This window comes from Pseudomonas sp. C6002 (genome assembly GCF_013385805.1).
Classification (GTDB): Bacteria; Pseudomonadota; Gammaproteobacteria; order Pseudomonadales; family Pseudomonadaceae; genus Aquipseudomonas.
Genome location: NZ_JACAPH010000039.1, coordinates 15,066 through 27,139 on the forward strand (window position 1 = coordinate 15,066; position 12,074 = coordinate 27,139).

The following is a 12,074-nucleotide window of genomic DNA, read 5'->3' on the forward strand; positions in this document are numbered from 1 at the left end:
TTACCAAGCGGCTCGTTACCAGGCGACGCCAAACCCTGCGGTGTAGCGGGTCTTGCTCAACGCACTTTCCGAGTCGCCACTAATAATGTCGCGCTCGGCCTTGAGGTTGAGGGAGGCCCACTCGGTGACTTTGTAGCGCAAGCCCATTTCCGCATCCAGGGAGTACTCGGACGGCCCGGCCAGCGGCTTGCCCACTTCGCCATTGGTGAAGAATTCAACGGTCTTGCCCACCAGGTAGCGGTTGTAGTTCCACTTCATGGCCAGCGAATAGAAGTTGTCCTTGCCGCCGTCCTGGTATTCATAGTCGGTGCGGTTGACCAGCGAACCGAGGGAGAACGCGCCCAGTTCGTCATCCCAGAATTGGTAGCCCGGGCCGGTACCCACGGTGCGCTGGCGGGACAGGTCCTCGACCTTGTCGCGCTTGTAGGTCAAGCGGCCCTGCCAGAACCAGTGTTCGGTAATAAACCGGTCCAGGTCGTACTCCAGCGCCCAGTTGTCGGTGGTGGTCACGTCGTCCTGGAATTCGCGGTTGTACTCGCCCTCGGCGGTATGGCGCCACTGGCCATGGCGGGCAGTGGTCTTGAAGTCGATGTCGTAGTCGTTGGTGTCTTTTTCCGCGCGCTTGTAGTCCAGCGCCATATCGACATTGCCCTTCCACACCAGGTCCTCGATCACCGGCTTGGGCTTGATGATCTGCTGGATGCTCGCCAGCTCGACGGTCTTGGGCGCCTCGCCGTTGGCCAGGATGACCTTGCCATCGTCGGCCGGCTGCAGGGACTTGGCCTTCTCACCGCTGTAGGCATCCTGCTTGACCAGCAATTCCTGATCGCTCTCCAGGGTCTTGACCTGCTTCCAGTCCACCGGGATCGCGCCGGCATAGTCGGTCTGGATCAGCAGTTTGCCACCGTCGAAAACCTTGATCTTGCCGGTCAGGCGGTCACCGTTCTTCAACCAGACGGTGTCGGCGAGCAACGGGGTGGAGGCGCTGAAGACAGCGAGGCACAGCAGGGTTCTGGACAACATAAGCGGATATGGGGCTCGAGTTTGACGAAAAAACGGGCATTATCGGGGTGGATAACTTCTTAGCAAGGACTGACTCGGGTATTCGTATCGAGTTCCGCTCTCAGCCCCCCATTTTTCAGAAATTTCTTACAAATAGACGGATATTTTCATCGGATATGCCACCGTGAACGAACTGACCGACGCTCCGCAAAGCCCCGCTGAAATGCGCCGCACCGTGCTGTACCTGACCCTCGCCCAAGTGCCCGAAGGCTGCGTGATCAGCTACGGGGAGCTGGCACACCTCGCCGGTTTGGGTCGCGCCGCACGTTGGGTGGGTCGCACCCTGAGCCAACTGCCCGAGGACACCAAACTGCCTTGGCATCGCGTGCTGGGTGCCGGTGGTCGGATAAGTCTGCCGGTGGGCAGTGCCTCGGGTGACGAGCAACGTGCGCGTTTGCGCGGCGAAGGCGTCAGCATCCTGAACAATCGTGTTGATATTCAGCGTCATGGCTGGCGCCCGGTAGAGCACAGCGGTTAGAGTGCGCGCTTTATTTGCGTAATTCTGAGGCAGACTCCAGCCCATGCCCCGTAAAACCTGGCGCGCCGCGCTCGCCGCCTATGCCAGCCCCTCGACGTTAGTGCTGTTGCTGCTCGGCTTTGCTGCCGGCTTGCCTTACATGTTGGTGTTCTCGACGCTCTCGGTATGGTTGCGCGAGGCCGGCGTGGCCCGCGAAACCATCGGTTATGCGAGCCTGATCGGCCTGGCCTATGCCTTCAAGTGGGTCTGGTCGCCCCTGCTCGACCAATGGCGCCTGCCACTGCTCGGCAAGCTCGGACGTCGTCGCTCCTGGCTGGTACTGTCCCAGACGCTGGTGATCCTCGGATTGATCGGCATGGGTTTCTGTGATCCGCAAAAGCATCTGTCCTGGCTGATCGCCATTGCCGTGATCGTGGCCTTCGCTTCCGCCACGCAAGACATCGCCGTAGACGCCTACCGCCTGGAAATCGCCAGCGACAGCCAGCAGGCCGCGCTTGCCGCCAGCTATATGTCCGGTTATCGCGTGGCCGCGCTGCTTGCCACCGCAGGTGCGCTGTTTTTTGCCGAAGGCTTCGGTTCCACCGGGTTCAACTACAAGCACTCGGCATGGGCCGGTACGTACGTGCTGTTTGGTGCACTGATGGTGCCTGCGCTGCTGACCACGCTGTTCATGCGCGAACCCAATGTGCCGCTGCGTACCCAATTGCAGGCCGGGCGCTACAGCTTTGCTCACCAGCTGGTCTCGGTGTTCGTGTTGATCGTGCTGCTGGTCTCGGTGCCGGCGATGTTCACCCAGTTGTACAACACTGATTTCGCCAGCGTGCTGTTCCATGGGGTCAGCCTGCTGGACCTGCTGCTGGAAGATCGCGCGTTCCTGCGGGCCATCCTCTACATCATCCTGACCACGCTGTGCCTGTCGACCATGGGCCGCCGGGGCCTGGCGCCGGTGCTCACGCCGGTCAACGATTTTATCCTGCGCTACCGCTGGCAGGCCTTCCTGCTGTTGGGGCTGATTGCCACCTACCGCATGTCGGACACGGTAATGGGCGTAATGGCCAACGTGTTCTATATCGACCAGGGCTTTACCAAGGACCAGATCGCCGGTGTCAGCAAAGTCTTCGGCCTGATCATGACCCTGCTGGGTGCCGGCATGGGTGGCCTGTTGATCGTGCGCTTCGGGATTCTGCCGATCCTGTTCATCGGCGGCATTGCATCGGCCGGCACCAACCTGCTGTTCGTGATGCTCGCCGACATGGGCCCGGACCTGCAGATGCTGATTTTCACCATTTCCCTGGACAACTTCAGTTCAGGCATGGCGACCTCGGCGTTTGTCGCGTACCTGTCGAGCCTGACCAACCTGAAGTTCTCCGCCACCCAATACGCCCTGCTCAGCTCGATCATGCTGCTGCTGCCGCGCTTGATCGGCGGGTATTCGGGGGTGATGGTCGAGAAGTTCGGTTACCACAACTTCTTCATGATCACCTGCCTGCTGGGTGTGCCGACGCTGGTCCTGATCGCCTTGCACTGGTTTCAGGAAAGCCGGCGGATTCGCTTGAATCCTCCCGAGGAAAACAAATCACTGTAGGAGCTGGCTTGCCTGCGATTGCATCACCGCGGTGTAACTGACACACCGTGTTGCCTGCATCGCAGGCATGCCAGCTCCCACAGAAGCCCTGCTCCAGCAACCAGATGCCTGTACGTCGGCAGCAAGCGCCCGTACAATCCCAAGTCATTTCAAGTCCAAGCAACCGACAACGGCCTACCATGCGCACCAGTCAATATTTGCTCGCCACACAGAAAGAAACGCCTTCCGACGCGGTCGTGATCAGCCATCAGCTGATGCTGCGCGCCGGCATGATCCGCAAACTGGCCTCGGGCCTGTACACCTGGCTGCCCATGGGCTTGAAGGTGATGCGCAAGGTCGAAGCCATCGTTCGTGAAGAAATGAACGCTGCCGGCTCTCTGGAAGTGTTGATGCCGAGCACCCAACCGGCTGAGCTGTGGCAGGAATCCGGGCGCTGGGAAGAGTACGGCCCTGAATTGCTGCGCTTCAAGGATCGTCATGGTCGGGACTTCTGCGCCGGCCCGACCCACGAAGAAGTGATCACCGACCTGATGCGCAACGAGTTGAGCAGCTACAAGCAGCTGCCCCTCAACCTGTATCAGATCCAGACCAAGTTCCGTGACGAAATCCGCCCACGCTTCGGTTTGATGCGCGGCCGCGAATTCATCATGAAGGACGCCTATTCGTTCCACGCTGACCAGGCGTCCCTGCAGGTCACCTACGACCGCATGCACACCGCCTACTGCAATGTGTTCACGCGCCTGGGCCTGAAATTCCGCCCGGTTGAAGCGGACAACGGCTCCATCGGCGGTGCCGGCTCCCACGAGTTCCACGTGCTGGCCGAGTCCGGTGAAGACGACATCGTGTTCAGCAACGGTTCCGACTACGCGGCAAACATCGAGAAAGCCGAAGCCGTGCCACGGGAAACTTCCCGCCCTGCGCCAAGCGAAGAGCTGCGCCTGGTGGACACACCCGAGACCAAGACCATCGCGGCCCTGGTGGAGAAATTCAATCTGCCGATTGAAAAGACCATCAAGACGCTGATCGTGCGCGCCGAGGAAGAAGGCAAGCTGATCGCCCTGGTAATCCGTGGCGACCACGAGCTCAACGAAATCAAGGCCGCCCAGCAGCCAGGCGTTGCCAGCCCGCTGGTCATGGCCACCGACGCCGAACTGCGCGACGCCATTGGTGCCGGTGCCGGCTCCCTGGGCCCGCTGAACCTGCCACTGCCGATCATCATCGACCGTTCGGTCGAGCTGATGAGCGACTTCGGCATCGGTGCCAACATCGATGACAAGCACTACTTTGGCGTGAACTGGGAACGTGACCTGCCGGTTCCGACCGTGGCCGACCTGCGCAACGTGGTGGCCGGCGACCCAAGCCCGGACGGCAAGGGCACCCTGGAAATCAAGCGCGGCATCGAAGTCGGGCACATCTTCCAGCTGGGCAACAAGTACAGCAAGGCGATGAAGTGCGAAGTGCTGGGCGAGAACGGCAAGCCGATCACCCTGGAAATGGGCTGCTACGGCATTGGCGTATCCCGCGTGGTTGCGGCTGCCATCGAGCAGAACAACGACGAGAAAGGCATCATCTGGAGCGACGCCCTGGCGCCATTCCAGGTTGCCCTGGTACCGCTGCGCTACGAAACCGAGCAAGTACGCGAAGCCACCGACAAACTGTATGCCGAACTCACGGCTGCCGGTTTTGAAGTGCTGCTGGATGATCGGGACAAGAAAACCAGCCCGGGCATCAAGTTCGCCGACATGGAATTGATTGGCATCCCGCACCGGATCGTGGTCAGTGACCGCGGCCTGGCCGATGGCAATCTGGAATACAAGAGCCGGACCGAAGCCGAGGCCCAACCGTTGCCGGTGGCTGACGTGCTGTCTTTCCTTCAGGCGCGTATTCGTCGCTGAAAACCAGATCAAGAGTCGTCATGTTCAAGCGAAACACCATAGCCCTGGGGGGCGCCACGTTATGTGGCGCCCTGCTGGTCAGCGGCTGCGCCAACCAAATGTCGCAACGCAGCGAGCACGAGGAACGCATCGAGCGCAAATTGCTCGATCACAGCCTGCAGATCGACGTGGGCGAGCCGAAGGTGCTGGAGCTGCCGCAACGCCGGGTGCGCATTCACGAGCAAAAGACCTTTGAGGTCACCGAGTTCGAAGTTACCCGTCGCTACGACCGCTACACGCCCTACCAGCCCTGGCGCAAACTCTATGAGATGCCCCTGGGCGCGGTCGCGCTGGTGGCGGGCGTCGGCGCCAACGTGGCGAACGTGTTTGCCCTGGGCAACCTGCCTGCCAGCATGACCCGGGATTGGCTCAGCTATGGCGTGGACGGGCTCAACCCGTTCATGAACGTGCAATCCAACGGCCGTGCGCAACAGAACCTGGCGGGTATCGATGAAGTCCAGCGCGACAAGCGCGTGGAGTATTCGAGCCTGCCCTGGAGCGAGCGCCCGGTACAGGTGACTGCCGGCAAGCAAACCCATGAGCTGACCACCGACCGCGATGGCGTGCTGCGCCTGAACCTGTTGGACAGCCCGTTTGCCGAGCAGGACCTGAACCGCATCAGCACCCTGAAGATCAGTGTTGAAGATGCCCAGGATGACGTGCACTCGGACTCATCCCTGGCCATCAGCGGCACCCTGCGGGGCAAATTGCTCGAAGCTCACGGTTTGATCTATGACGACCTGGAAGACGACGAGGTCAACGAGTGGGTGCACCGGGTCAAGCGCCTGTCGGAGCTGGGCCTGGAAGAAGAAGCCAGCGAGCTGGAACAGAGCCTGATCGAACTGACCCGCAATGATCCGGAGTTGCAGCAGGAATTCCTGCAGGCCTTGACCAAGGATGCCGGACGCCTGGTGGCGGATCCCGGAGCACGCTGAAGCCTTTAAATGTGGGAGCGGGCTTGCTCGCGAATGCGGCGTGTCAGCCAGCACATGCGTCAACTGACACACCGCATTCGCGAGCAAGCCCGCTCCCACATTTGGTTTTCGGTTTCTACCAGGGGAATTGGAGCTGCTCGTTGCCGTTGCTCAAATCCAGCAAACGCACGCCTATTCCCAGCAATCGCACCGGCTTGTCGCCGCGATTGAACGCCTGGGTCAGCAACTGCCGGTAGCTCTCCAGGTCCCGCCCCGCCCCCGCCTGCTCCAGGGTCGTCTGGGTAAAGTCGTGAAACTTCACTTTGACGAACGGCTTGCCCGCCCGATAACTGCTGTCGATGCGCGCCATGCGCCCGGCCAGGGTGTCCATCAGCTCCGGCAGTTTTTCCAGGCAACTGGGCAAGTCCGGCAGGTCGACATCGTAGGTATTTTCCACGCTGATGGATTGCCGGCGGCTGTCGTTCTGCACCACACGGTCATCAATCCCACGCGCCAGGCTCCAAAGCCGCTCGCCAAAACTGCCGAACTCTCGCACCAGCGCCAACTTGTTCCACTCCCGCAGTTGCAGGCAGTCCTCGATCCCCAGCCGCGCCAGCTTGTCGGCCGTCACCTTGCCCACGCCATGGAGCTTTTTCACCGGCAGCGCCGAGACAAAGTCTTCCACCTGGTCGGGGGTGATCACAAACAGTCCGTTGGGCTTTTTCCAGTCGCTGGCGATCTTGGCGAGAAACTTGTTCGGCGCCACGCCCGCGGAAACGGTGATGTGCAACTGGTTGGAGACCCGCCGGCGAATGTCCTGGGCAATGCGCGTGGCACTGCCGCCGAAATGCGGGCTGTCGGAGACGTCCAGGTAGGCTTCGTCCAGGGACAACGGTTCGATCAGGTCGGTGTAGTCGCGAAAGATCGTCTGGATTTCCTTTGATGCTTCTTTATAAGCATCCATGCGCGGCTTGACGATGGTCAGGTCCGGGCACAGCTTCAGGGCATGGCGGGACGACATGGCCGAACGCACACCATAGGCCCGTGCTTCATAGTTGCAGGTGGCGATCACCCCGCGACGGTCTGCCGAGCCACCGACAGCCAGGGGCTTTTGCGCCAGGGTCGGGTCGTCGCGCATCTCGATGGCGGCGTAGAAGCAATCACAGTCGACGTGGATGATTTTGCGCTGCGTCATAGATAAGGCAGTGGTTCTGGGCAGAAAACGGACAGGCCGGCAGTATCTCACTCACACCTGTATATAGCACCAGTAGTTTGAATCTTCCGCTTAAGCGGTAGGAAAATTCACAGGTGAATTCATTTTCTCAATCGAAACACACCCCCCAATAGAGCTGAAAGCCTCGGCCAGACTGGCCCCGCGGCCTATCAAGGGGCCACCTTGGAGAGCTAACCGATTGAACCACAAGCGCTTTTCTTTGAATCAGCGGTTGACACACTCGCGTTCCTCTGTAGAATGCCGACACACAGACGCGGGATGGAGCAGTCTGGTAGCTCGTCGGGCTCATAACCCGAAGGTCGTCGGTTCAAATCCGGCTCCCGCAACCAAACATCAAAAAAGGCTACTCGAAAGAGTGGCCTTTTTTGTGCCTGTCTGTTTTAGCCCTCGCGTCGATTGTCTGACAAAAAACCTTTCCCAATCGCGCACTTACCGCACCCGCGTGACAATCCGACGCTAAATTGCACTTATTTGACCCATCGTTCGATTAACGGTTGACACCCCGCCGTTGCTCTGTAGAATGCCGCCACACAGACGCGGGATGGAGCAGTCTGGTAGCTCGTCGGGCTCATAACCCGAAGGTCGTCGGTTCAAATCCGGCTCCCGCAACCAAACATCAAAAAAGGCTGCTCGAAAGAGTGGCCTTTTTTGTATCTGACGAAAAAGTCCTTTTGAAACAATGGCATGGCATCTTTCATGAAACCGTACACGGTTTGTAGAGTCCATCTCATTGCAAGCTATGCTAAGTCTTCAAGCACTGTCCTTCTACGACCAATGGGCGCTGTCGCCGCACTTCGCGATACGCGTTAATATTTGTAATTATTTTGTCCATAGGGATTGGTAACTTGGCTGGATACCTCCATCCTGTCGCGCACAATCCACGAGGTGATTGATGCGCGCCAACTCGTCTGAACCACAAGACTCTGTCACAGCGACACAACCGATCACTCCCACCCGTTTGCGCTGGCTGGATCTGTTGAGCAAATACCGCCAACCCATCGGGCTGGCCGTCACCTTGTTGCTGTTCGCAATCGCCCTTATCGCCTGTCGCCACCTGTTGCTTGAACTGGATCTGTACGCGCTCCACGATTCAATCCTTGAAGTACCCAAGCCTGCACTGCTGGGTGCGTTCGGTGCTGCTGTCGCCGGCTTTATCATTTTGTTGGGCTATGAATTTTCCGGTGCCCGTTATGCCGGCGTGAAGCTGCCTGCCAAGACTCTGGCCTACGGCGGCTTTACCGCATTCGCCATCGGTAACGCGATTGGTCTGTCGATGCTCTCGGGCGGCTCGGTACGCTACCGTTTATATGCACGGTATGGCATCGGCGCTTCGGAAGTGGCGCGCATGACCGTGTTTGCCAGCCTGGCCCTGGGTTGCGCCCTGCCGCCGCTCGCTGCGCTGGCCACCCTGAGCAACCTGCCTGCCGCGTCCAATGCCCTGCATCTACCTGCCAGCCTGCTCGGCGGCATCGCCGGTGCTGTGTTGCTGTTAACAGCCGCACTGTGCATCGGCATCTACCGCCGCCGCCTGCCGGAACAACCGTATCCGGACAACCTGCTGGTCAGGGCCGGGCGTCGCACCTTGCGCCTGCCGGGCCGTCGCCTGACCTTCCTGCAACTGATCATCACTGCCCTCGACGTGGCTGCGGCCGCTACCGTGCTGTATATGCTGCTGCCGGAAGCGCCGCCCTTTGGCCCGTTCCTGCTGGTGTACCTGCTGGCCCTGGCCGCCGGTGTGCTCAGCCATGTACCCGGTGGCGTCGGGGTGTTCGAAGCAATCCTGCTGGCTGCCTTCGCCGACAAGCTCGGTGCCGCGCCACTGGCGGCCGCACTGCTGCTGTACCGGATGATCTACGTGGTGCTGCCGCTGTTGATCGCTTGTGTGTTCCTGCTGGTCAATGAAGCCCAGCGCCTGTTCCATACGCAACAAAGCCTGCGCGCGGCCTCGGGCCTCGCTGCGCCGATCCTGGCCGTACTGGTTTTTTTGTCAGGCGTGGTCCTGCTGTTTTCCGGCGCAACCCCGGAAATCGACTCACGCCTGGAAAACATCGGCTTCCTGATTCCTCATCGCCTGATTGACGCGTCGCACTTTGGTGCCAGCCTGATCGGCGTGCTCTGCCTTCTGTTGGCCCAGGGCCTGCGTCGACGGTTGTCCGCGGCGTGGATGCTGACCATGGTGCTGCTGCTGACCGGCGCCCTGCTCTCCCTGCTCAAGGGTTTCGACTGGGAAGAAGCCAGCCTGATGACCATGACGGCAGTGCTGCTGGCGATCTTCCGGCGCTCGTTCTACCGCGCCAGCCGCCTGACCGAACTGCCGTTCTCGCCGCTGTACCTGGTGGCCAGCGTGTGCGTACTCGGTGCGTCGATCTGGCTGCTGTTGTTCGCCTACCAGGACGTGCCCTACAGCCATCAGTTGTGGTGGCAGTTCACCCTCGACGCCAACGCCCCGCGGGGCCTGCGTTCGCTGCTGGGCGCGGCCGTGGTGCTGGTGGTGGTGTCGCTGACCTGGCTGCTGCGTACCGCGCGCCCGATCATCCACTTGCCGACACCGGATGAGCTGGAGCGCGCCACCAAGATCCTGATGAACTCTGCACAACCCGACGGCGGCCTGGCGCTGACCGGCGACAAGGCCCTGCTGTTTCATCCCAACGACGAAGCGTTCCTGATGTACGCTCGTCGCGGTCGCAGCCTGGTGGCCTTGTACGATCCGATTGGCCCGACCCTGCAACGGGCCGAGATGATCTGGCAGTTCCGCGACCTGTGCGACATTCACCACGCCCGCCCGGTGTTCTACCAGGTGCGCGCGGAGAACCTGCCGTACTACATGGACATCGGCCTCACCGCGATCAAACTGGGTGAAGAAGCCCGGGTCGACCTCAAACGCTTTGACCTGGAAGCCAAGGGCAAAGAGATGAAGGACCTGCGCTACACCTGGAACCGCGGGACCCGTGATGGCTTGTCCCTGGAGATCCACGAACCCGGCCAGGCCCCGATGGAGGAGTTGAAAGTCATCTCCGACGCATGGCTGACCGGTAAGAACGTGCGGGAAAAAGGCTTTTCCCTTGGACGATTCAGCGACGACTACCTCAAGCACTTTCGTATTGCGATCATTCGCTTCGAAGGGCGCCCGGTAGCGTTTGCGAACCTGCTTGAGACCTACAGCCACGACCTGGCCAGTCTCGACCTGATGCGTGCGCACCCGGACGCGCCGAAACTGACCATGGAATTCATGATGGTCGGCCTGATTCAACATTATAAGAACCATGGCTACGCCCGCTTCAGCCTCGGCATGGTGCCGTTGTCGGGCCTGCAACCACGACGTGGCGCCCCGCTGACCCAACGCCTGGGCTCGATGGTGTTCCGCCGTGGCGAGCAACTGTATAACTTCCAAGGCTTGCGCCGCTTCAAAGACAAGTTCCAGCCTGACTGGGAACCCCGTTATATGGCCGTGCCCGCAGGACTTGATCCGCTGGTGGCACTGGCCGACACCGCCGCCCTGATTGCGGGCGGCTTGACTGGATTGGTGAAACGCTGATGATTCGACGCTCCTGGCGGTATGTATTGGCATTTTTGGTGGTACTGGCACTGATCCTCGGTGGCGGCTACTGGTACTGGAACCGCCCTGCACCGCAACCGACTCTGGAACAACTGCCCCAGGCCGATGGCACGGTCCTGACCCGCGTCACCCCGGGTACCGCGCCCAAGGCCCGCGTGGCCGTGGCCGTGCTGGCCGACGAAACCCTGACCGACAGCCAACTGATCGCCCTGAGCCAGGGCGGCGCAGCGCAGATCGTCCAGGTGATCCTGCCCAAGGACGACTGCAAGCTGCAGGAACAAGCCCTGCAAACCGCCCTCGGCCAGCTCGCCGGCCCGGCGACACTGGTCAGCGGCATCGGCCCTGGCGCATCCCTCGCCTGGCGCTGGCTGGCCGCACAGAACGACGACAAGGCCAATGCCATCTCCGTCGGCTTCGCGCTGGCGCAGCCAGGCTGCAACGACCCGTTGCCGAAGACTTCGGCCCACGGTAGCTGGCTGGTGGCCTGGAACGATAACCCTGACGACGATGCTGCCAGTTTTGTACGCGATACACCGCGTGCTACCACCAGCATCAGCGACTACGACGTTCACTACCCGCAAGTGCTGAACAACGAGCTGCGCAAGCAACTGGTAGGCTCGGACAACGGCGGCCTGGCGATCCCGGTGGTCGAAGTGCCGGCTGGGCAGGCCAAGGACACCGTCACCCTGTTCCTCTCCGGTGACGGCGGCTGGCGTGACCTGGACCGCGACGTGGCCGGTGAAATGGCCAAGATCGGCTACCCGGTGGTGGGCATCGATACCCTGCGCTACTACTGGCAGCACAAGACCCCGGAACAAAGCGCCAAGGACCTCGCCGAGCTGATGCAGCACTACCGGCAGAAATGGGGCACCAAGCGCTTCGTGCTGACCGGCTACTCGTTCGGCGCCGATGTGCTGCCGGCCATCTACAACCGCCTGCCGGAAAACGAGCAGCAGCGTGTAGACGCGATCATCCTGCTGGCCTTCGCCCGCACCGGCAGCTTCGAGATCGAAGTGGAAGGCTGGCTGGGCAACGCCGGCAAGGAAGCTGCGACCGGCCCGGAAATGGCCAAGCTGCCGGCCGACAAGGTGGTGTGCATCTACGGTGCCGAAGAAGTCGACGAGAGTGGCTGCACCGACAAGACCGCTGTCGGCGAAGCCGTGAAGCTGCCTGGCGGCCATCACTTCGACGAGAACTATCCGGCGCTGGCCAAGCGTCTGGTAGACATCATCGAGAAGCGCCAGGGCAAGACCCCGGCCGAATAAGCGCCCACAAAAAAGCCCCCGCTGCCGCAAGGCACCGGGGGCTTTT

8 protein-coding genes and 2 tRNA genes are annotated in these 12,074 nt (G+C 61.0%); 8 read left to right on the plus strand and 2 right to left on the minus strand.

Annotated features, from left to right (window positions below):
• Positions 1-15 precede the first annotated feature (15 nt).
• The gene (locus HX817_RS27230; RefSeq protein WP_003208606.1) at positions 16-1,023 is read right to left on the minus strand and encodes a DUF481 domain-containing protein; all 1,008 of its coding nucleotides are present in this window, start codon (positions 1,021-1,023) and stop codon (positions 16-18) included.
• A 202-nt stretch (positions 1,024-1,225) separates the two neighbouring features.
• Between HX817_RS27230 and HX817_RS27235 the strand changes: the two genes are divergently transcribed.
• From HX817_RS27235 to HX817_RS27250, 4 genes are all read left to right on the plus strand, one after another.
• Complete coding sequence (locus tag HX817_RS27235) at positions 1,226-1,540, plus strand: MGMT family protein (RefSeq protein WP_218166212.1); 315 nt, start codon at positions 1,226-1,228, stop codon at positions 1,538-1,540.
• 43 nt (positions 1,541-1,583) lie between these two features.
• Positions 1,584-3,125 (plus strand): AmpG family muropeptide MFS transporter, encoded by a 1,542-nt coding sequence (locus HX817_RS27240; RefSeq protein WP_003208613.1) that lies wholly within the window; start codon positions 1,584-1,586, stop codon positions 3,123-3,125.
• A 179-nt stretch (positions 3,126-3,304) separates the two neighbouring features.
• Positions 3,305-5,020, plus strand: coding sequence for a proline--tRNA ligase (locus HX817_RS27245; RefSeq protein ID WP_008433579.1), 1,716 nt, complete (start codon positions 3,305-3,307; stop codon positions 5,018-5,020).
• A 20-nt stretch (positions 5,021-5,040) separates the two neighbouring features.
• Positions 5,041-5,994: a hypothetical protein gene (locus HX817_RS27250; RefSeq protein WP_003208616.1), complete on the plus strand. Its 954-nt coding sequence runs from the start codon at positions 5,041-5,043 to the stop codon at positions 5,992-5,994.
• Between the two features lie 115 nt (positions 5,995-6,109).
• Here HX817_RS27250 and dinB read toward each other — a convergent pair whose 3' ends face one another.
• Positions 6,110-7,168, minus strand: a complete 1,059-nt coding sequence (gene dinB / locus HX817_RS27255) for a DNA polymerase IV (protein ID WP_003208617.1) — start codon at positions 7,166-7,168, stop codon at positions 6,110-6,112.
• A gap of 291 nt (positions 7,169-7,459) precedes the next feature.
• On the opposite strand from dinB, the gene HX817_RS27260 reads away from it, so the two are divergent.
• The 4 genes from HX817_RS27260 to HX817_RS27275 all read left to right on the plus strand — a co-directional run bounded on the left by HX817_RS27260 (position 7,460) and on the right by HX817_RS27275 (position 12,028).
• A tRNA-Met gene (locus HX817_RS27260) sits at positions 7,460-7,536 on the plus strand.
• 206 nt (positions 7,537-7,742) lie between these two features.
• A tRNA-Met gene (locus HX817_RS27265) sits at positions 7,743-7,819 on the plus strand.
• A 280-nt stretch (positions 7,820-8,099) separates the two neighbouring features.
• Positions 8,100-10,742, plus strand: coding sequence for a bifunctional lysylphosphatidylglycerol flippase/synthetase MprF (mprF, locus tag HX817_RS27270; RefSeq protein ID WP_008433574.1), 2,643 nt, complete (start codon positions 8,100-8,102; stop codon positions 10,740-10,742).
• Positions 10,742-12,028, plus strand: coding sequence for a virulence factor family protein (locus HX817_RS27275; protein WP_177019279.1), 1,287 nt, complete (start codon positions 10,742-10,744; stop codon positions 12,026-12,028). Before mprF ends, HX817_RS27275 begins: the two co-directional genes overlap by 1 nt.
• Positions 12,029-12,074: the final 46 nt, after the last annotated feature.

What these genes read in the sequence shown, in the direction of transcription:
- HX817_RS27230 (WP_003208606.1), bottom strand. Translation starts at nt 1,023, where the DNA reads ATGTTGTCCAGAACCCTGCTGTGCCTCGCTGTCTTCAGCGCCTCCACC.
- HX817_RS27235 (WP_218166212.1), top strand. Translation starts at nt 1,226, where the DNA reads ATGCGCCGCACCGTGCTGTACCTGACCCTCGCCCAAGTGCCCGAAGGC.
- HX817_RS27240 (WP_003208613.1), top strand. Translation starts at nt 1,584, where the DNA reads ATGCCCCGTAAAACCTGGCGCGCCGCGCTCGCCGCCTATGCCAGCCCC.
- HX817_RS27245 (WP_008433579.1), top strand. Translation starts at nt 3,305, where the DNA reads ATGCGCACCAGTCAATATTTGCTCGCCACACAGAAAGAAACGCCTTCC.
- HX817_RS27250 (WP_003208616.1), top strand. Translation starts at nt 5,041, where the DNA reads ATGTTCAAGCGAAACACCATAGCCCTGGGGGGCGCCACGTTATGTGGC.
- dinB (WP_003208617.1), bottom strand. Translation starts at nt 7,168, where the DNA reads ATGACGCAGCGCAAAATCATCCACGTCGACTGTGATTGCTTCTACGCC.
- mprF (WP_008433574.1), top strand. Translation starts at nt 8,100, where the DNA reads ATGCGCGCCAACTCGTCTGAACCACAAGACTCTGTCACAGCGACACAA.
- HX817_RS27275 (WP_177019279.1), top strand. Translation starts at nt 10,742, where the DNA reads ATGATTCGACGCTCCTGGCGGTATGTATTGGCATTTTTGGTGGTACTG.